The organism is Nocardioides sp. Root151 (assembly GCF_001427925.1).
Taxonomy (GTDB): domain Bacteria; phylum Actinomycetota; class Actinomycetes; order Propionibacteriales; family Nocardioidaceae; genus Nocardioides.
Map to the genome: position 1 here is coordinate 54502 of NZ_LMGG01000001.1, position 18723 is coordinate 73224.

Annotated in this window: 19 protein-coding genes; 6 read left to right on the forward strand and 13 right to left on the reverse strand. The window is 70.6% G+C overall.

Features of this window, described 5'->3' with window-relative positions:
- Window positions 1-143 precede the first annotated feature (143 nt).
- Together ASD66_RS00295 and ASD66_RS00300 are read right to left on the reverse strand one after the other, a co-directional pair.
- Window positions 144-611, reverse strand: a complete 468-nt coding sequence (locus ASD66_RS00295; RefSeq protein WP_082564071.1) for a Zn-ribbon domain-containing OB-fold protein — start codon at window positions 609-611, stop codon at window positions 144-146.
- Window positions 612-676: 65 nt separating this feature from the next.
- The gene (locus ASD66_RS00300; protein ID WP_235529915.1) at window positions 677-1342 is read right to left on the reverse strand and encodes a uridine kinase; all 666 of its coding nucleotides are present in this window, start codon (window positions 1340-1342) and stop codon (window positions 677-679) included.
- A gap of 70 nt (window positions 1343-1412) precedes the next feature.
- On the opposite strand from ASD66_RS00300, the gene ASD66_RS00305 reads away from it, so the two are divergent.
- Window positions 1413-2081 (forward strand): HAD family hydrolase, encoded by a 669-nt coding sequence (locus tag ASD66_RS00305; protein WP_056889717.1) that lies wholly within the window; start codon window positions 1413-1415, stop codon window positions 2079-2081.
- A gap of 9 nt (window positions 2082-2090) precedes the next feature.
- Here the strand turns inward: ASD66_RS00305 and ASD66_RS00310 are convergent, their stop codons facing one another.
- The 9 genes from ASD66_RS00310 to ASD66_RS00350 all read right to left on the reverse strand — a co-directional run bounded on the left by ASD66_RS00310 (window position 2091) and on the right by ASD66_RS00350 (window position 11051).
- Window positions 2091-2423, reverse strand: a complete 333-nt coding sequence (locus ASD66_RS00310) for a DUF202 domain-containing protein (RefSeq protein ID WP_056889718.1) — start codon at window positions 2421-2423, stop codon at window positions 2091-2093.
- Window positions 2420-2818 (reverse strand): YidH family protein, encoded by a 399-nt coding sequence (locus ASD66_RS00315; protein WP_056889719.1) that lies wholly within the window; start codon window positions 2816-2818, stop codon window positions 2420-2422. The genes ASD66_RS00310 and ASD66_RS00315 overlap by 4 nt, the downstream gene beginning before the upstream one ends.
- Window positions 2815-3804 (reverse strand): LysR family transcriptional regulator, encoded by a 990-nt coding sequence (locus ASD66_RS00320; protein WP_056889720.1) that lies wholly within the window; start codon window positions 3802-3804, stop codon window positions 2815-2817. The genes ASD66_RS00315 and ASD66_RS00320 overlap by 4 nt, the downstream gene beginning before the upstream one ends.
- Before the next feature lie 50 nt (window positions 3805-3854).
- Complete coding sequence (locus tag ASD66_RS00325) at window positions 3855-5048, reverse strand: acyl-CoA dehydrogenase family protein (RefSeq protein WP_056889721.1); 1194 nt, start codon at window positions 5046-5048, stop codon at window positions 3855-3857.
- Window positions 5049-5071: 23 nt separating this feature from the next.
- The gene (locus ASD66_RS00330) at window positions 5072-6262 is read right to left on the reverse strand and encodes a CaiB/BaiF CoA transferase family protein (protein ID WP_056889722.1); all 1191 of its coding nucleotides are present in this window, start codon (window positions 6260-6262) and stop codon (window positions 5072-5074) included.
- Window positions 6259-7611, reverse strand: coding sequence for an MFS transporter (locus ASD66_RS00335; RefSeq protein ID WP_056890514.1), 1353 nt, complete (start codon window positions 7609-7611; stop codon window positions 6259-6261). The genes ASD66_RS00330 and ASD66_RS00335 overlap by 4 nt, the downstream gene beginning before the upstream one ends.
- Before the next feature lie 258 nt (window positions 7612-7869).
- Window positions 7870-9033 carry an acetyl-CoA C-acetyltransferase gene (locus ASD66_RS00340; protein WP_056687013.1) on the reverse strand — a complete coding sequence of 388 codons (1164 nt, stop codon included), beginning with the start codon at window positions 9031-9033 and terminating at the stop codon, window positions 7870-7872.
- Between the two features lie 42 nt (window positions 9034-9075).
- Window positions 9076-9873 (reverse strand): SDR family oxidoreductase, encoded by a 798-nt coding sequence (locus ASD66_RS00345; protein WP_056687017.1) that lies wholly within the window; start codon window positions 9871-9873, stop codon window positions 9076-9078.
- Window positions 9870-11051 carry an acyl-CoA dehydrogenase family protein gene (locus ASD66_RS00350; protein ID WP_056889723.1) on the reverse strand — a complete coding sequence of 394 codons (1182 nt, stop codon included), beginning with the start codon at window positions 11049-11051 and terminating at the stop codon, window positions 9870-9872. Before ASD66_RS00350 ends, ASD66_RS00345 begins: the two co-directional genes overlap by 4 nt.
- 125 nt (window positions 11052-11176) lie before the next feature.
- Between ASD66_RS00350 and ASD66_RS00355 the strand changes: the two genes are divergently transcribed.
- From ASD66_RS00355 to ASD66_RS00370, 4 genes are read left to right on the forward strand one after another with little or no spacing between them, the layout of a single operon-like run.
- Window positions 11177-12058, forward strand: a complete 882-nt coding sequence (locus tag ASD66_RS00355) for an enoyl-CoA hydratase (RefSeq protein WP_056687025.1) — start codon at window positions 11177-11179, stop codon at window positions 12056-12058.
- Window positions 12055-13221, forward strand: a complete 1167-nt coding sequence (locus ASD66_RS00360) for an acyl-CoA dehydrogenase family protein (protein WP_056889724.1) — start codon at window positions 12055-12057, stop codon at window positions 13219-13221. Before ASD66_RS00355 ends, ASD66_RS00360 begins: the two co-directional genes overlap by 4 nt.
- Before the next feature lie 2 nt (window positions 13222-13223).
- Complete coding sequence (locus tag ASD66_RS00365) at window positions 13224-14204, forward strand: acyl-CoA dehydrogenase family protein (protein ID WP_056889725.1); 981 nt, start codon at window positions 13224-13226, stop codon at window positions 14202-14204.
- 2 nt (window positions 14205-14206) lie between these two features.
- Window positions 14207-15304, forward strand: coding sequence for an acyl-CoA dehydrogenase family protein (locus tag ASD66_RS00370; protein WP_056889726.1), 1098 nt, complete (start codon window positions 14207-14209; stop codon window positions 15302-15304).
- 38 nt (window positions 15305-15342) lie between these two features.
- On the opposite strand, the gene ASD66_RS00375 is transcribed toward ASD66_RS00370, so the two are convergent.
- Window positions 15343-15969, reverse strand: a complete 627-nt coding sequence (locus ASD66_RS00375; RefSeq protein WP_056687041.1) for a TetR/AcrR family transcriptional regulator — start codon at window positions 15967-15969, stop codon at window positions 15343-15345.
- A 122-nt stretch (window positions 15970-16091) separates the two neighbouring features.
- On the opposite strand from ASD66_RS00375, the gene ASD66_RS00380 reads away from it, so the two are divergent.
- Window positions 16092-17684 (forward strand): FadD3 family acyl-CoA ligase, encoded by a 1593-nt coding sequence (locus ASD66_RS00380; protein WP_056889727.1) that lies wholly within the window; start codon window positions 16092-16094, stop codon window positions 17682-17684.
- Window positions 17685-17690: 6 nt separating this feature from the next.
- Here the strand turns inward: ASD66_RS00380 and ASD66_RS00385 are convergent, their stop codons facing one another.
- A complete protein-coding gene (locus ASD66_RS00385) occupies window positions 17691-18641 on the reverse strand; it encodes a formylglycine-generating enzyme family protein (RefSeq protein ID WP_235529916.1) in 951 nt (316 codons plus the stop codon).
- Window positions 18642-18723: the final 82 nt, after the last annotated feature.

Sequence of the window (18723 nt, forward strand, 5' to 3'; positions counted from 1 at the left end):
GCCGACGATCAGGCCGACGTCACTCCAGTCGACTCCCGCATCGGCCAACGCAACACGGGCAGCGTGGACGCCGTACGACACGAACGAACGACCCCACTTCCCCCACGGGTGCATGCCGACACCGGCCACCACGACATCGCGCTTCATGCCCGGGCTCCCATGTTCTCTACGGTCCCTGTGGACTCGACCGACGAGGCGGGACGCCAGCGCCAGATGGTGCGCTCTCCGGACTCGTCGACGTACAACGTCTCGACGACGAGCTCGACCTGAGCTCCGACCTGCAGGTCGGTGACACCGAAGCCGGTGGCGACCTGGCCCAGCACGACCAGGCCCTCGGGGAGCTGGACAGCGGCGATGGCGAACGGCTCGTGCGACTCACTGGCCGGGATGTACGGCGGCGGCGGCTGGTACTGCGCATCGGTGTAGGACCACACCGTTCCCGTGCGCGAGAACTCGTAGGTCTCGAACTCCTCGCCCGAGCACGCGGGGTTGCGGCAGAAGCCGGTCTCGCGAGGGAAGTAGACGGTGGCGCACGACGTACAACGCGTGCCGAGCAGGGCGGCTGCCTCACCAGTGGTGAACCAGCCGTCGATCACGGGGGTGGCGGTCATGGCACCACCTTGGTGCACCATGCCGCTCGGGGCGAGGGGAGTCCCGCTGATCGGTAGCGCGCAGCCTACATCCGCGTGACGACGGGAGCGGCCGGATCGTCGTACGCAACGACGATGCTGGCGCGCTCGACCGGACGCTCCTCGGCCACGTAGATGTCGCAGGCCGCCATGTAGCGGGCGTCGTACGCCGCCCTGGCCTGTTCCTCGCCCCCGAGGGCCGACGAGTCGCGCCCGACGCCACGCAGCATGGCCGCCTCCCGCGTCGTGTCGAGGTAGATCACCTCGTCCCACAGTTCGCGCAGCTCACCACGCTGGAGGAAGGTGCACGCCGCGACCAGCACTGCGTCCGGTTCAGCGGTGGCGACCCGGTCGTTGAACACCTCGTCCGTCTCGAGGTCGTGCACCTTGGTGGCGTAGGTCAGCGAGCCGCCGGGACCGAGTGGACGCAGCACCCGCTGTGCCAACGAGTCGAAGTCATAGGCGCTCTCGTAGTAGACCCGCGCCTGGTCGTCGGACTGGCGTCGGCGTACGGCGCGCACGTGGTGGAAACCGTCGGAGTCGAGGTGCACCGCCGGCACACCACGGGCCGTCAACCGGTCGGTCAGCTCGTGGGCGAGGGTCGTCTTGCCCGAGCCACAGCGTCCGTCGATGCCCACACGGAGCGGGTGGTCGGTGCGGGCGGAAGCCAGCCGGTCGGCGAGCCGGTCAAGGACGGCGTCACGATCAGTCACCCCCACAGCATGCCGAACCGGCCGTGACGGATGCCGGAGGCATTGCGGGGCATTCGATAGTTTCGCCCGTGTGACCGATGCTCCCGCCCTGGTGATCCTCGACTGCGACGGCGTGGTCGTCGACACCGAACGCCTCGTGCAGGAGGTCGACCTGGCGATGATCTCCGACCTCGGCTGGCCGATCACGCTGGCCGAGATCCACGAGCAGCACCTGGGTCGATCAACCGCGGACGTGGCCGCGAACGTGGCGCGCCACATCGGCCGCCCACTGCCCGGCGGGTGGCTCGACGCGCGCCGCCGAACCTACCGAGAGGCCTTCGCCGAGCGCCTCCAGCCGGTGCCAGGTTTCGTGGATGCGCTCGGCCGGATCACCGCCGCCGGCCATCCGACCTGCATCGCCTCGTCGGGCACCCATGACGCGATCCGGTTCAGCCTCGGCCGCACGGGGCTGCTCGACACCTTTGCCGGCCGCATCTTCAGCAGCCAGGACGTCACGCACGGCAAGCCGGCTCCCGACCTGTTCCTGCTGGCCGCACGCGAAATGGGTGCGGCGCCTCGCGAATGCGTAGTGGTGGAGGACAGCCCGTCGGGAGTCGCCGCAGCTCGCGCCGCCGGCATGCCCGTCGTGGGGTACGCCGGGCTCACGCCCGCGCGCCTGCTGGCCGAGGCCGACGTCGTGATCGACGACATGGCCGCCCTGGTGCAGGCATTGCGTCGAGCCGCAACGCCAGACGCCTAGTGTCGTGGGTCAGGGGGCGACGCCGGCACAGAGCGCGAGCACGACAAGGCACAGTCCCCCGGCCACCACCGAGACCGCCAACGGAAGCATCCCGTCGCGCAACAGCAGGACGAACTCCGGCTCGGCCTTCGAGCGCACGCTCCACCGGCCCCGGCGCAGCGCCGAGGCCGCGACCCACAGGGCCAGCACCGCACCGGCCGCTCCCCCGACGAACAGCACCGGCGCCGACTCGACCAGCGCGATCCTGCTGATCACCAGCGCAGCGACGAACAACGAGAGTCCACTCCGGCGCCAGGCCAGCAGGGTGCGCTCCTGCTGGAGCCCGGGCGCACGGGTGCTCACCCGACCAGGCCCACGACGACCATCACGATCGACACCGCCGCCACGGCGATCGCGAGGACGATGCCCATCGAGTTCGACGGCAACGGGTGACCGCGCCGCAGCGCCTTCTCGGTGCGGGCCCAGCCGAGCCAGGCATGCACGGCACACCCGAAACCAGCCAACGCCAACAGGGCGGCCGTCGTCCGCGCGACCGCCTCAGGCACACCCAGGTCGAGGGCATGTACGGCGGCAGCACCCGCCAGCAGCGCGAGCGTCGTCCGGATCCAGGCCAGGAACGTGCGCTCATTGGCCAGGGAGAACCGCGGGTCTGGCTCACGGCCCTCGGCGTACACCGCGGCCGGCCGGCGCGTGTCGGGGACGTCGAGCGTGTCGTCATGGACGGAGGAGGCGGTCATTCAGGTACCTGTTCTTTCATGCGTGCCTGGCGCAGTTCGTCGTCGGCGAGCAGCGATGCATCGAGGAGGGAGAGCCCGTCGCGCTGGTGAGCGGCAATGCCCGCGCGCCACTGCACGAGGTCGGCATGGCTCTGCACGATGAAGCTCTGCGCCGCCGGATTGAGGGCGCTGCTGCGGTGCACGATGCCGAACGCGGTGGTGATTGCCGGCTCGGTCTCGAAGACCGCCGCACCGAGTCGGTGCGCGGCGGTCGCCATGCGCAGGGGCAGGAACGCGCTGGCCGCGCCGTTGAGGACCAGCGTCATCTGGGCGTGCCGGTTGGGCACGTGGGCCGTGATGCGCGGTGAGATCGACTCGTTGCGCAGGATGGTGGCGACGATGTCGTTCTCCCGGGCGGCGGCGCTGCTGGCCACGAGCGGCACCTTGGCGAGGTCGCGGATCGGGATCGGTGTGCGAGCCGGCTGTGTGCCGGGCGGCATCACCAGCAGCAGTCGCTGCACGCCGAGGTCGATGCGCTCGAGGGTGTCGGTCGGCACGGGGAACGTGGTGAACCCGATCTCGCAGTGCCCGACCAGCACCTCGTCGCAGAGCTCGGCGGCACTGTCGAACTCGGAGAGCTCGATGCGGATCTCGGGGTGCAGCCTGGTGAACGACGCACTCCAGGCCGCGACCGCCTCACTCGACATCTCGGGCATCGTGCCGATCGAGATCGACCCGACCTGCAGCTCACGCGCCTCACGCATGATGTCCTGCGCGGCCAGGAGATCGGCGAGCACCCGGCGGGCCGGCTCCACCAGCAGCTGCCCCGCCGAGTTGAGCACGAGGTTCCGACCAGTGCGGTGGAAGAGGGTCAGCTTCAGCTCGCGCTCAAGCTGCCGGATGCTCTGCGAGATCGAGGCCTGGGCGACGTTGAGGTGCGTCGCAGCCTTGTTGACCCCGTCGCACTCGACCACGGCGAGGAAGTACTCGAGCTGACGGATGTCCATCTTCACGTCCTCACCGTGGGCCTCATCGCTGGCAACCTGATCGTCTCAGGTCACGCGCGGAACGTGTTGGGAAGCGTCCCGTCAGCTGACACCTGCTTGACCATCGCGCGGCCGAGGTTGCGCTCGTGGATCGGCGAGGAGCCTTCGTAGATGCGCAGGGCCCGCACGTCGCGCCACATCCGCGGCACCGGGTGGGGACCCACGATGCCCTCGCCGCCCAGCAACTGGACGCAGCGGTCGGCCACTCGGCTGGCCATCTCGGAGCCGTAGAGCTTGGCGGCCGCGATTCGGTGCCGAGGGATGACGCCGGTGTCGAAGCTGCGCGCACTCTCGATCACGAGCGCCCGGCCGGCCTCCATCTCGGCGAAGCTCTCGCCGAGGGTGGCCTGGACGGCGCCCAGCTCGGACAGCGCGGAGCCGAACTGCTCACGACCGTTGACGTGGGCGGTGGTCTCCTCGAGGATCCGGGTCGCCTGGCCCACGCAGGTTGCGGCGACGTGCATGCGTGCGTGGTTGATGCCGCGGAGCGCCATGGTCAGGCCGGTGCCCTCGACACCGCCGAGCAGGTTGGCGGCCGGCACCTCGACGTCCTCGAAGTGGATCTCGCCGACCGGAGCCTCCGCGTGGCCGTTCATGATCTCGGGGAGCGCGGTGGTGACGCCGGGCGTCGCGGCGTCGACGATGAACGCGGAGACGCCGTTCGCCCCGGGCTGGTTCGGGTCGGTGCGGGCGAAGACGACGAACGCGTCGGCCCAGGCGGCGTTGGTGATGTACCGCTTGCTGCCGTTGAGCACGTAGACGTCGCCTCGGCGCTCCGCGGTGGTGGTCAGGTTGGCGGCGTCGGAGCCGGCGCCCTCCTCGGTCAGTGCGAAGGCGGTGACCAGCTCGCCGGCGGCCATCCTCGGCAGCAGCTCTTGGCGTTGCTCGTCGGTCGCGTGGTCGAGGATCCCCTGTGAGCACAGGCCGATGACGGTCGAGAACCTCGACCGATAGACGCACGACGCCCGGGTGAACTCGAAGGTCAGCAGCACCTGCTGCTCCATGCTCCAGCCGAGCCCGCCGTACTCCCTCGGGATGGTGATGCCGAAGAGTCCGAGCTCGCCCATCCGCTGGACGAGGCGCTCCGGCACGGCACCGGCGGCGACCATCTCGTTCTCGGCCGGGATCAGCTCGTCCTGGGTGAACTCGGCGATCAGCTTGCGGTAGCCGTCGAAGTCGAGGTCGTGGATTTCGGGGGCGATCATGGTCGATGTTCCTAACTCGTGGATCAGTGGGTGGTGACGACGCGCGATGCGGTGAACACGTCGATCTCGTGGTCGGAGTAGCCGAGGCCGGCGAGCACCTCGGCAGTGTGCTGGCCCAGCTCGGGCGCAGCCTCGGAGGCGGTACGGCGCTTGCCGTCGAGCGTGAACGGCAGGCCGGGGCTGGTGTAGGACGCGCCGTCACGCGCGGAGACGTGCACCAGCACCTCGGACTCGATGACGTCCTTGTCCTCGGCGATCTCGTCGTAGGAGCGGACGGCGCCGGCCACGATGCCGACCGACATCAGCAGCTCGACGGCCTCTTCACGGGTCTTGGTCGAGAGCGCCTCGGCCAGCGCAGCCATCAGCTCCGGCCGGTTGGCAACCCGGGCCGGGTTGTCGGCGAAGCGGGGGTCCTGGGCCATCTCGGGGCGGCCGATCACGTTGCACAGAGCGACGAACTTCGACGCCGTGTAGGCAGAGAGCACGATCGTGCCGTCGGCGGTGGAGACCGCGTCCGCCGCCGGAGCGGCCAGCGCCTGGCCGTTGCCGCAGCGCTCGGGGGCTTCGCCGGTCACCGTGTACTGCCCCCAGCTGGCTGCCTGGACCGACAGCGCCGCCTCGAGCAGCGAGGTCTCGACGTGGGTGCCGCGGCCGGTCGACGTACGTGTGAAGAGAGCGGCGAGGATGCCGGTGACCAACGCGTTGGCGGCGGCCGTGTCGACGGCGTGGAAGCCCATGCGCTGCGGCTCTCCGTCGGCCTCGCCGGTCGTGTGCATCATGCCGAACTCGGCCTGGGCCGCGATGTCGAGGCCGGGTCGCGACTTCGACGGACCACGGGTGCCGTAGCCGCTGACACTGGCGTAGATGAGGCCCCGGTAGAGCTCCATCAGCTCGGTCGCGCCCAGCCCGAGGCGCTCGGCGGAGCCGACCCGGAAGTTCTGCACCAGCACGTCGGTGTGCGCCAGCAGCCGGTGCAGGATCTGCTTGCCGGCCTCGGTGGTGAGGTCGAGCGAGACGCTGCGCTTGTCGCGGTTGAACGCGCGGAGCATGGATTCGCCGAAGTCACCGATGCCGCGGACCTGGTCGCCGGCGACGCTCTCGATCTTGATCACGTCGGCGCCGAGGTCGGACAGGGTCTGTCCCGCGCTGGGGCCGGCGATGTACTGGCCGAGGTCGAGCACCCGGATTCCGGTGAGGGGGCCGTGGGTGGTCATCGCGCGTCCTCCTTGGCGGCGTACTCCAGGGTGAGCTTCTCGAGCGTGCGGCGGGCGCGCTCGGGGTTGAGCATGAGGCCGCCGATGATGCCGAAGACGCAGACCGCGATCCCGACGTACATGAAGCCGGTGGCGTAGCCCTCGGCGGGCGTCGCGGCGTGGTCGACGATGACGCCGAGCACGTACGGCGCGACGATGCCGGCGACGCTGTAGGCCGCGATGATGCAGCCGAAGAACCCGACGCGCTGGTGGGCCGGCAGGAAGTCGGAGGCGCCGGCGAAGGCGACCGAGAAGGCGACGCTGTTCACGGCGAAGCCGCAGATCACCAGCACCAGCTGGATCGGTCCACGCTCGAGCTGGGTGAAGACGACCATCGACAGGCCGCCGAAGACGAGGTAGGCGGTGGTCAGGTAGCCGCGGGCCACCCGGGAGGAGTAGCCGCGTCGCAGCAGGCGGCCCGACAGCATGCCCGCCGAGAGCAGGAAGACGACCGCGACGGCGTAGGGAATGGTGACCAGGGTGCCGACCGAGCTCGAGGAGTAGCCCAGGCCCTCGTGCATGTACGCCGGCAGCCACGCGACCTTGAGCGAGGAGATCAGGTAGCCGGCGAACGAGAGCATCACCAGGCCCCAGAAGCTGCGCAGGGTGAGCAGGCGGTGGAACGGGACCACGATGTGGCCGTTGGGGTCGATCTTCTTCTCTGCCTTGGCGACGGTGCTGGTCGCCTCGGCGCCCTTGCGGAACGGGAGGCGCTCGGAGAACCACGCCCAGCCGATGATCCACAGCGTGCCGACCGCGACCAGGACGACGAACGCGCCGTGCCAGTGCCAGGTCAGGATCACCCAGGTGAGCGTCGGGGCGGCGACCAGCGGACCGACCGAGGAGCCGGCGTTGACGATGGCGCCGGCTGTCGCGCGCTTCTCGGGGGCGAAGCGGTCGGCGACGATCGACTGGCACAGCGCGTGGGCCGGGCCTTCGAAGAAGCCGAGGGCGACGCGGGCCGCGAGCAGCACGCCGAACGAGGTCTGCACGGTCAGCGGGAGCATGCACAGCACCCAGGAGGCCATCAGCAGGCCGGCGCCCCAGGTGTAGGAGATCTTGCGCAGCGCCGCGGAGAGCACGACGGCGCCAAGGGCGAACATCCAGAAGAACGCACTGGAGAGCAGGCCGTATTGGCCGGCGGAGAGCCCGAGGTCTTCACGGATCTGCGTGCTGGCCAGGCCGACGGCGGCCTTGTCGGCGAAGTTCAACGTGAAGAAGAGGAACATGAAGATCACGATTCCCCAGGCTCGCTTGTCGAGCGGGGGCTTGCGCTCCGACGTGGAGCGGATTGCTTCGACTGTCACCATGACGACCTTCTCGATGTGGGATGTCGCGATGCGCAGTCGGTGGGTGACTGGCATCACAAGCGGTGTCCTCACATGAGACCTGCGGACGGGCAGGGCGATCAACGGGATCTTCGAGGTCACTCCGTTCGGCTGCGCCTATAGGTGCAGGTCAGAGGCCTGCGGCGCGGCCGTCGTACGGCGACCTGATCGACGATCCCACGCAGGAATGCCCCGCGGAAGAGTCCAGGACTCCTCCGCGGGGCAGGTTCGAGGCGTGTGTCAGAGGCGCTCGATGATGGTGACGTTGGCCTGGCCGCCGCCCTCGCACATCACCTGCAGGCCGTAGCGGCCGCCGGTGCGCTCGAGCTCGTTGAGCAGCGTGCTCATCAGGCGGGTGCCGGTGGCGCCGATCGGGTGGCCGAGGGCGATGCCGCCGCCGTTGACGTTCACCTTCTCCAGCGGCGCACCGGTCTCCTTGGACCAGGCGAGGACGACGGACGCGAACGCCTCGTTGCACTCGAAGAGGTCGATGTCGTCGATCGACATGCCGGCCTTCCTCAGCGCGTGCTCGGTCGCCGTGATGGGACCGGTGAGCATCCAGACCGGGTCGTCACCACGCACGGACAGGTGGTGGATGCGGGCCCGGGGCGTGAGCCCATGGTCCTTGACCGCCCGTTCCGAGGCGATCAGCAGGGCCGACGACGCGTCGCAGATCTGCGAGGCCACGCCCGCCGTGATGCGCCCACCCGGCTGCAACGGCTGCAGCCCGGCCATCTTCTCCAGCGAGGTGTCACGGGGGCACTGGTCGGTGTCGAAGACGGAACCGTCGGCCAGCGTGACGGGCTCGATCTCGTTGACGAACCGCCCCTCGGCGATGGCCGCCTTCGCGCGCACGTGCGACGAGAGGGCGAACTCCTCCATCTGCTCCCGCGAGATGTCCCACTTCTCGGCGATCATCTCGGCCGAGTTGAACTGCGAGACCTCGACGTCGCCGTACCGCGCGAGCCAGCCGGGCGACTGGGCGAAGGGGGTGGTGAAGCCGTACTGGTCGGCCACGATCATGGCCGCCGAGATCGGGATCGCGCTCATGTTCTGCAGGCCACCCGCCACGACGAGGTCCTGGGTGCCCGACATGACTCCCTGGGCGGCGAAGTGCACCGCCTGCTGCGACGAGCCGCACTGCCGGTCGATGGTCACGCCCGGCACGTGGTCGGGCAGCCCGGCCACCAGCCACGCCGTGCGCGCGACGTCGCCGGCCTGCGAGCCGATCGTGTCGCAACAGCCCATGATCACGTCGTCGACGGCACCCGGGTCGACACCGGTACGCCGCATGAGGGCGGCCAGGGAGTGGGCGCCGAGGTCGGCCGAGTGCATCTCGGCCAGGGCGCCGCCGCGCTTGCCGACCGGTGTGCGGACGGCGTCGATGATGTAGGCCTCGGCCACGGTGTTCCTCCGGTGTTCGTTTCTCAGAGTGGGTGGAGCGGATCAGGCGTGCTGGCTGCTGACGGAGACGACCTCGCCGGTCATGTACGACGAGTAGTCGCTGGCCAGGAAGACCATCACGTTGGCGATCTCCCACGGCTCCGCGGCGCGACCGAAGGCCTCCTTGCCCTTGAGCTCGGCGAGCAGCTCGTCGGAGGTGACCTTGGCCAGGAACGGGTGCATGGCCAGGCTCGGCGAGACCGCGTTGATGCGGATGCCGTGCTCGGCGACGTCGATGGCGGCGCAGCGGGTCAGCGCCATCACGCCGGCCTTGGCCGCGGCGTAGTGCGCCTGGCCGTCCTGGGCGCGCCAGCCGATCACCGAGGCGTTGTTGATGATCACGCCGCGCTTGCCGGCGGCGACCATGCGGTTGGACGCCGCACGAACGCAGCGGAACGTGCCGGTGAGGGTCACGTCGAGGACCTTGCTCCACTGGTCGTCGGTCATCTCGAGGATCGAGGCGGTGCCGCCGAGGCCAGCGTTGTTGATCATCACGTCGACGCCGCCGAAGGCCTCTGCCGCGTCGAGCAGCGCGGTGACGTCGTCGTCATTGGTGACGTCGCAGACCACGGAGGTGACCCGGTCGGCGCCGAACTCCTCCCCCAGCGAGTCGACGGCCTCCTTGAGGCGGCGCTCGTGGGTGTCGCCGAGCACGACGGCCTTGGCGCCCTCCTCGAGGCACTTGCGGACGACGGCCGCACCGATGCCGGCTCCCGCGGCCGCGGTGACGACCACGGTGCGGTCGGCGAGCAGGTCGTGGCCCGGGACGTAGGTGGGGGCAGGCTGTTCGGGACGGGTCATCCCCGTGGCTCCTTAGGTAGGCCGAGCACACGCTCGGCGATGATGTTGCGCTGGATCTCGTCGGAGCCGCCATAGATGGTGTCGGCCCGACTGAAGAGGTAGAGGCTCTGGTGCTGGTCGAGCTCGTACGGCGGCTCGGCGACGGTCAGCCCCCGGGCGCCGTGCACCTCCATGGCGAGCTCGCCGAGGTCACGGTGCCACCGGGCCCACAGCAGCTTGGAGACCGAGGCCTCCGGGCCCTGCGAGCCGGAGTCGTAGGAGCTGAGCGTGCGCAGTGCGTGGGTGCGGATCACCTCGAGGCCCAGGCGGGCGCGGGCGATCTTGTCGGCGATGACCGGGTCGTCCCACGTGCCGTTGGCCCGGGCGACCTCCTCGACGCCCTCGAGCTCGCGGGCGAAGCCGATCTGCTGCGCGATCGTGGAGACCCCGCGCTCGAAGCCGAGCGTGGCCATCGCGACCCGCCACCCGTCACCGGGAGCGCCGACGACCAGGTCGGCGCTGGTGCGGGCGCCGTCGAAGAAGACCTCGTTGAACTCCGAGGTGCCGGTCAGCTGCAGGATCGGCTCGACGCGTACGCCGGGCTGGTCGAGGGGCACCAGCAGGTAGGAGAGCCCTGCGTGGCGCTCGGATCCCGGCTCGGTGCGGGCGATGACGAAGCACCAGTCGGAGTTGTGCGCGAGCGACGTCCAGATCTTCTGGCCGTCGATGACCCACTCGTCGCCCTCGAGGCGGGCCCGGGTGCGCACGCCGGCCAGGTCCGAGCCGGCGCCGGGCTCGGAGTAGCCCTGGCACCACAGCTCGGTGGCGTTGACGATGCCGGGCAGGAAGCGGTCGCGCTGCTCGTCCGTGCCGAGGGCGATCAGGGTCGGGCCGAGCAGCTCCTCGCCGAGGTGGTTCACGCCGGCAGGCGCGTCGGCGCGGGCGTACTCCTCGTGGAAGATCACCTGCTGGAAGAGGCTGAGGTCGCGGCCGCCGTGTTCCTTCGGCCAACCCAGGCAGGTCCAGCCCGCCTTGGCGAGATGCTGGTTCCAGGCCACACGCTCGTCGTACGACTCGTGCTCGCGGCCCGAGCCACCACGGCCCTTGATCGCGGCGAAGTCACCGACGAGGTTGTCGGCGAGCCACTGGCGCACCTCGTCGCGGAACTCTTCGTCCGCGGCGGAGTAGGTCAGGTCCACGTCAGGTCTCCTTCTTGGTGCAGGAATGGCGGCCGGCCACCACTGGGACTCACCTTACCTAACCAAGCACTTGTTTGGTAGTGTCGTCCCAGTTCCCCACCGCTGAGGTGACACTGAGGAGAGAGATGCCCCACGACGAGCCGACCGCCGCGAGCACCTCGGTGGTCACCTACGAACGGCGCGGGCCGGTGGCCGTGGTGACGCTGAACCGCCCCGACTACGCCAACGCGCAGAACTCCGAGATGACCTACGCACTCGACGCGGCGTTCGTCCGCGCGGTCGACGACGACGAGGTGAAGGTGATCGTGCTGGCCGGCAACGGCAAGCACTTCTGCGGCGGTCACGACATCGGCACACCCGGCCGCGACATCGACCAGAGCTTCACCCGCCAGGCGGTCATCCACTGGGACCACGTCGACAAGCAGGGCGTCGAGTCCCGCTTCGCCCGCGAGTCCGAGGTCTACCTGGGCATGTGCCGGCGCTGGCGCGAGATCCCCAAGCCGATGATCGCGATGGTCCAGGGCGCCTGCATCGCCGGCGGCCTGATGCTGGCCTGGTCGTGCGACTTCATCGTCGCCTCCGACGACGCCTGGTTCGCAGACCCGGTGGTGCGCATGGGCATCCCCGGCGTCGAGTACTTCGCGCACCCGTGGGTGATGAACCCGCGGGCCGCCAAGGAGCTCCTCTTCACCGGCGACCGCTTCCCCGCACAGCGAGCCCAGGAGCTCGGCATGGTCAACCGTGTGGTTCCCCGCGCCGACCTCGAGCGCACCGTCATGGAGATTGCAGAGAGGATCGCCACGATGCCCCGTCTGGGACTCGCGCTGACCAAGAAGGCCGTGAACCAGGCCGAGGACCTGCAGGGGCTGCGCGCCGGCATCGACTCCGTCTTCGGCCTCCACCACGCGGCCCACGCGCACAACGTCGAGGTGGGCGGCGACCCGCTGGCCGACCTCGACGGCCGTGCGATGGCCACCGCGAACAAGAACGGAGCGGTCACCCGATGAGCCTCGACTTCACCGAGCACGAAGAGGCCTTCCGCGCCGAGGCCCGCGCCTGGCTGGCGGAGCACTCGCCCGGCCGGCTGCCCTCGATGGACACCGCCGACGGCGCCGCCGCGCACCGCGACTGGGAGAAGAAGCTTGCCTCCGGTCGCTGGTCGGTCGTCGCCTGGCCCGAGCAGTACGGCGGCCGCGAGGCCTCGCTGACCGAGTGGGTGATCTTCGAGGAGGAGTACTACCTCTCCGGAGCCCCGACCCGCATCACGCAGAACGGCATCTCGCTGCTCGCCCCGATCATCTTCGAGCACGGCACACCCGAGCAGCAGCAGCGCTTCCTGCCCGCGATGGCCGACGGCACCGATGTCTGGGCCCAGGCCTGGTCCGAGCCCGAGGCCGGCAGCGACCTGGCCGGCATCCGCAGCACCGCCACCCGCGACGAGGCCCGTGGCGGCTGGGTGCTCAACGGACAGAAGACGTGGAGCTCGCGTGCGCCGTACGCCGACCGTGGCTTCGGTCTCTTCCGCAGCGACCCGGCCGCCGAGCGGCACCGCGGCCTGACCTACTTCCTCTTCCCGCTGACCGCCGACGGCATCACCGTGCGGCCGATCCCCCAGCTGGACGGCGACCCGGGCTTCGCGGAGATCTTCTTCGACGACGTGTTCGTGCCCGACGCCGACGTGCTGGGCGGGGCCGGCGACGGCTGGCGCGTGGCGATGAGCACCGCCGGCAACGAGCGCGGGCTCTCCCTGCGCGCGCCGGGCCGCTTCATGGCCGCCGCCGACCGACTGCTCGACCTGTGGCGCGAGCGGGGCGACGAGACCCCCACGCTGCGCGACGACGTCGTCGACGCGTGGATCGGCGCCCGGGCCTACCAGTTCTACACATGGGGCACCGTCGACCGCCTCCAGGACGGTGGCGACATGGGCGCGGCCGGCAGCGTGAACAAGCTGTTCTGGTCCGACCTCGACGTCGACCTCCACGAGACCGGTCTCGCACTGCTCGGCGCCGACCAGGAGCTGCGCGGCGAGGCCGCCCCCAACGGCGGACGATGGATGGACGACTACCTGTTCTCCCTCTCCGGTCCGATCTACGCGGGCACCAACGAGATCCAGCGCAACATCGTTGCCGAACGCATCCTCGGGCTGCCCCGGGGCGAGAAGAGGTCCTGACCATGCGATTCGCCATGTCCGCGGAGCAGCGCTCCTTCGGCGATGCCCTGACCGGCCTGCTCACCGCCTCCGACGTCCCTGCCGCGAACCGGGCCTGGGCCGCCGGCGACGACACCGCCGGCCTGCGCCTGTGGGAGAAGCTCGCCGAGCTCGGGGTGACTGCCCTCGTCGTGCCCGAGGAGGCCGGCGGCATCGACGGCACTCCCCTCGACCTCGCGGTCGCCTTCGAGTGCCTGGGCCATCACGGCGTCCCCGGTCCCTGGATCGAGTCGGTCGCCCTCGCCCCGTCGCTGCTGGCTGGCACGAAGCACCACGACGTCCTGGCCGACGTGGCCGAGGGCTCGGCACGGGTCACGATCGCCGCACCCCCGTTGGCGCCGTACGCCCTCGACGCCGGGTCGGCCACCCACGTGTTCCTCCTCGAGGCAGACACGCTCTCCCCCGCGCGGTCGACGCGCGCGCTCACCTCGGTGGACCCGTCGCGCCGGCTGCAGGCCGTCGAGGCCGACGGTCCGCGCGAGATCCTGGCCGACGACGCCGTCGCGCGTGGTCTCGACCTGGCCACCCTGGCCTGCTCGGCGAGCCTGGTCGGCACCGGCGAGAGACTGCTGCGCGACTCCGTGACGTACGTCGGCCAGCGCCGCCAGTTCGGCCGGGTCATCGGGGAGTACCAGGCGATCAAGCACGCCCTCGCCGACGTCCGCGTGGCCCTCGACTTCGCCCGCCCTCTGGTGCACGGCGCGGCCCGCGGTCTCGAGTCCCGCGACGACGACGCGACGCGCGACGTGTCGGCCGCGAAGGTGGCCGCCACCGACGCCGCCCACCTCGCGGCGCGTACGGCGCTGCAGGTGCACGGCGCGATCGGCTACACCATGGAACACGACCTGAGCATCTGGATCCTGCGCGCCCGTGCGCTGGCCGGCGCGTGGGGCAGCACGTCCCACCACCGCGGCCGGGCGCTCGACCACCTGATGAGGAGCTGAGCGTGCACTTCGGACTGAGCGAGGAGCAGGAGGAGCTGGCCGGTGCCGTGCGCACCCTCGTGGAGCGTCGCGCGGGCCAGGTCGACCTGCGTGCCGCGACGCAGGCTGCCCGGGGCTTCGACGAGGCACTCTGGGAGACCCTGTGCGGCCAGATCGGCGTGGCCGCGCTGGCGATCCCCGAGGAGTACGGCGGCGCCGGGTTCTCCACCTTCGAGACCCACGTCGTCCTCGAGACGCTGGGCCGCACGCTGACGCCCACTCCCCTGCTCGGGTCGGGCGTGCTGGCGACCCGGGCCGTGCTGCTGGCCGGCACGCCCGACGACTGCGCGCGCCTGCTGCCGCCGCTCGCCGAGGGCACCCACGTGGCCGCCCTCGCCTGGGCCGACGCATCGGGTCAGTGGCGTGCCGACGGCTCCGACGTACGTGCGACGGCGGACGGCGACAGCTGGCGCCTCGACGGCGCGGCCACCCTCGTGCTCGACGCGCACGGAGCCGACCTGCTCATGGTCGTGGCAGCCACCGAAGACGGCCCGCGACTCTTCGAGGCCGACCTCTCAGCGGGAGTCGAGCGCACGGCCACACCCGCGCTCGACCTGACCCTGCAGCTCGACACCGTCACGTTCGACGGCGCACCGGCGACCCCGGTCGGCGGCGTGCTCACCGACGAGCTGGCCACCCTGCGCGCGGAAGCGACCGTGGCCGTGACCGCGCTCCAGGTGGGCGGCGCACAGGGCGCCCTCGACCGCACCGTCGCGCACCTCAAGGAGCGCGAGCAGTTCGGCCGGCCGCTCGGGTCGTTCCAGGCGCTCAAGCACCGGGTCGCCGACCTGCTCGTGGCCGTGGAGACCTCCCGGTCGATCTCCTGGTCGGCTGCGTGGGCCGCTGCGCAGGGCGACGCCGACGTCGTGCGGCAGGCCGCCCTGGCCAAGGCCTGGTGCTCCGAGGCGTTCGCAGAAGTCGCCGCCGAGATGGTGCAGCTGCACGGTGGCATCGCGATCACCTGGGAGCACGACGCGCACCTCTTCTTCAAGCGCGCCCACGCCACCGGAGAGCTCTTCGGCTCCGCGCGCGAGCACCGGCGCAGCCTGCTGCCGGCATGACGATGCGGTCCACGGTCGAGCAGCCGGCGGGTCGGGGCTCAGCCGGCCAGCAGCCCGCCGTGCAGCATCGCGAGGTACTGCTCGGCGACCTTGTCGTGACGCAGCTTGCCGCGGGGGTTGTACCACTTCACCGCGGACCACACTCCGTCGCGGATGAACCGGTAGATGACGCCGCTCTCGAGGTCGGCACGGAAGTCTCCGGACTCACGCCCCTGCACCAGCACCTGCAGCCAGACCCGCTCGATCTTGCGGCTCGTCTTCGCGACGACCTCGAACTCCGGCTGGGTCATCAGCAGGTTGGACTCGTTCTGGTAGAGCGCGACGGCGTGCCGCTGCCCGTCGATGGCGACGAAGCTCGCCCGCACCAGCTCGTCGAGGGTCTCGCGCGGGGTGCCGGACTCGTCGACGATCGTGCGGAACGTGTCGTGCAGGCCGGTCAGGAACTCGCGCAGGATCTCGTTGAGCATCGACTCCTTGGAGTCGAAGTGGTGGTAGAGGCTCCCGGACAGGATGCCGGCAGCGTCCGCGATGTCGCGCACGGTCGTCTGGGAGAACCCGCGTGTGGCGAAGAGCTCGGCCGCCAGGGCGAGCAGTTCCGTACGCCGGGCCGAGCCCTGGCCGTTGCCGTTGGCACGGCCGGCCTTCTCGTTGCCTCGTGGCGTCATCGACAGATCCCTTCTCATGGGGTGGCGGTGCGGGAGTCTGCTCCTGCGCCCTGCCTGCGGCCCTCGAGGCCACGTTCCGTGACTAGGATACCTAACAAGCACTTGTTCAGTAAGGAGTTGGCATGTCTCATCTGACCGTGCCCGCACTGATCGACGACAGCGCCCGGCGCTTCGGCGACTCTCCTGCGGTCGTCGACGGCGACCAGCGGCTCACCTACGCCGACCTCGCGGCCGAGTCGCGTCGTACGGCGCGGGCCTACCTGGCGGCCGGCGTACGACCGGGCGACCGGGTGGCGATCTGGGCGCCCAACCGCCTCGAGTTCGTGCTCGCCCTGCTGGGTGCGCAGGTGATCGGCGCCTCGGTGGTGCCGCTCAACACCCGCTACCGCGGCCGCGAGGCGCGGGTGGTGCTCGAGCGCGCCCGGGCCAGCGCCCTGGTGCTGGTCAACGGCTTCCTCGGCGCCGACTACTTCACGATGCTGACCGAGTCGGTCGAGGACGGCACCGAGTCGGGCGAGGGCCCCGTCGCGGGTCTCCCCCACCTGCACACCGTCGTCGACCTCGGCTCGACCGGCCAGGAGGGAACCATCGGCTGGGACCGGTTCCTGGCCGGTGCCGAGTCCGTCACCCCCGAGGCACTGGCCGAGGCCGAGGCCACGGTCACCTCCGAGACGGTCTGCGACATCCTCTACACCTCCGGTACCACCGGCCTGCCCAAGGGCGTGATGAGCGCGCACCGGCAGACGATCGGGGTGGCCGACGTCTGGGCCACAGGCGCCTCCCTCACGGAGGCCGACCGCTATGCCATCGTGAACCCGTTCTTCCACAGCTTCGGCTACAAGGCCGGCATCATGGCCTGCCTCACCGCCGGTACGACGATCTATCCGGTGCGCACCTTCGACCCGCCGGAGCTGATGGCGTTCATCGAGAGCGAGCGGATCACCGTGCTGCCCGGTGCGCCGACGATCTTCCTCACCCTGATCAACCACCCGCGCCTGGCCGACTTCGACCTGTCGTCGTTGCGCTTCTCCATCGCGGGTGCCGCCTCGGTGCCCGAGACGCTCTTCAAGGAGATGCTCGAGGTGCTCGGCTTCGACCAGGTGGCCCAGGCCTACGGACTGACCGAGTGCGTGGTCGCCACCCAGTCGCGGCCCAACGAGGATCCCCTGCACGTCGCGGAGACCACCGGCCCGGCCTGCCCCGGCATCGAGGTGCGCACCGTCGACGCCGAGGGCGACGACGTGGAGGTCGGCGCGGACGGCGAGATCCTGCTGCGCGGCGACAACGTCATGCTCGGCTACTTCGAGGACGAGGCAGCCACGGCGGAGGCGATCGACCCCGACGGCTGGTTGCACACCGGTGACGTGGGCCGCCTCGACGAGCACGGCTGCCTCAAGATCACCGACCGGATCAAGGACATGTTCACCGTCGGCGGCTTCAACGTCTATCCCGCCGAGATCGAGGGCGTGCTGACCAGCCACCCCGATGTCGTGGAGTGCGCCGTCATCGGCATCCCCGACGAGCGGATGGGCTCGGTCGGCCGGGCGTACGTCGTGCCCCGGCCCGGCGCCACGATCGACGTCGTCGCGCTGACGGCGTACTGCAAGACGCGCCTGGCCAACTTCAAGGTGCCCCGCGAGATCGTCACCGTCGCGGAGTTCCCGCGCAACGCCAGCGGCAAGATCCTCAAGCGCGACCTGCGCGACGACGCCTGACCCTGGTCAGGCGTCGTCGTTGGCGCAGCGGAAGCCCATGTTGCCGCTGGCCGAGTCGGGTGTGTTGCTCGACCGGGCGGAGACCCGGTAGCGGTGGCAGTAGGAGTCGTGGCACAGGTAGGAGCCACCGCGCATCACCCTGGCCGCGCCGGTGTCGGGGCCTCGCGGGTCCGCTGCAGGGCTGACCTCGTAGTAGCCGGGGTCGAACCAGTCGGCGCACCACTCCCAGACGTTGCCGGCCATCTGCCACAGGCCGTGTCCGTTGGGCCGGTAGGTCTTGACCGGCGCGGTGGCCAGGTGGCCGTCGTCCTCGGTGTTGCTGCGCGGGAAGTCGCCCTGCCAGATGTTGCACTGCCAGCGGCCTCTGGGCGTCAGCTCGTCGCCCCAGGCGAACCGGGCGCCGTCGAGTCCACCTCGTGCGGCGTACTCCCACTCGGCCTCGGTCGGGAGGCGCTTGCCTGCCCAGGCGGCGTACGCCGACGCGTCGTTCCACGTCACGTGCACGACGGGGTGGTTCTGCCGGTCCTGGATGCTCGAACCGGGACCGCCCGGCTGCCGCCACGACGCACCCTTGACGGCCAGCCACCACGGCGCCTCGGCGACCTGCTGGAGCACGTCGGAGCGCTCGCCCCGGAAGGCCAGGTGGAAGACCGCGGAGACGCCCAGCTCCTCCGCCTCGGTGACGTGGCCGGTGTCCTTGCAGAAGGCCGCGAAGGCGGCGTTGGTGACCGTGGTCGCGTCCATCCAGAACGACTCGAGGTGCACCCGGTGCACGGGGGTCTCGCCGTCGCCGGCGTAGCCCTCGCCGAAGGGGTCGCCCATCGCGAAGTCACCGGCCGGGATCCGCACCTGGCCACGCGTGCTGCGCGGTCGCGCGACGGCGTGCGCCGGGGGCCGGACCTCTGCGGGCCCGTCGGCGGGACGGCCCGGGGAGCAACAGGGTGACGGTTCGTTCACGCTGCCGATTCTGGTCCCGGCACCGACCGGCCCCTGCAGCGGGTTCGCTGAGTGGGACATTTCCACGCGCCGGGGAGCCGTC

What these genes read in the sequence shown, in the direction of transcription:
- ASD66_RS00365 (WP_056889725.1), top strand. Translation starts at nt 13,224, where the DNA reads ATGCGATTCGCCATGTCCGCGGAGCAGCGCTCCTTCGGCGATGCCCTG.
- ASD66_RS00295 (WP_082564071.1), bottom strand. Translation starts at nt 611, where the DNA reads ATGACCGCCACCCCCGTGATCGACGGCTGGTTCACCACTGGTGAGGCA.
- ASD66_RS00320 (WP_056889720.1), bottom strand. Translation starts at nt 3,804, where the DNA reads ATGGACATCCGTCAGCTCGAGTACTTCCTCGCCGTGGTCGAGTGCGAC.
- ASD66_RS00345 (WP_056687017.1), bottom strand. Translation starts at nt 9,873, where the DNA reads ATGACCCGTCCCGAACAGCCTGCCCCCACCTACGTCCCGGGCCACGAC.
- ASD66_RS00325 (WP_056889721.1), bottom strand. Translation starts at nt 5,048, where the DNA reads ATGATCGCCCCCGAAATCCACGACCTCGACTTCGACGGCTACCGCAAG.
- ASD66_RS00355 (WP_056687025.1), top strand. Translation starts at nt 11,177, where the DNA reads ATGCCCCACGACGAGCCGACCGCCGCGAGCACCTCGGTGGTCACCTAC.
- ASD66_RS00315 (WP_056889719.1), bottom strand. Translation starts at nt 2,818, where the DNA reads ATGACCGCCTCCTCCGTCCATGACGACACGCTCGACGTCCCCGACACG.
- ASD66_RS00360 (WP_056889724.1), top strand. Translation starts at nt 12,055, where the DNA reads ATGAGCCTCGACTTCACCGAGCACGAAGAGGCCTTCCGCGCCGAGGCC.
- ASD66_RS00335 (WP_056890514.1), bottom strand. Translation starts at nt 7,611, where the DNA reads ATGGTGACAGTCGAAGCAATCCGCTCCACGTCGGAGCGCAAGCCCCCG.
- ASD66_RS00380 (WP_056889727.1), top strand. Translation starts at nt 16,092, where the DNA reads ATGTCTCATCTGACCGTGCCCGCACTGATCGACGACAGCGCCCGGCGC.
- ASD66_RS00330 (WP_056889722.1), bottom strand. Translation starts at nt 6,262, where the DNA reads ATGACCACCCACGGCCCCCTCACCGGAATCCGGGTGCTCGACCTCGGC.
- ASD66_RS00375 (WP_056687041.1), bottom strand. Translation starts at nt 15,969, where the DNA reads ATGACGCCACGAGGCAACGAGAAGGCCGGCCGTGCCAACGGCAACGGC.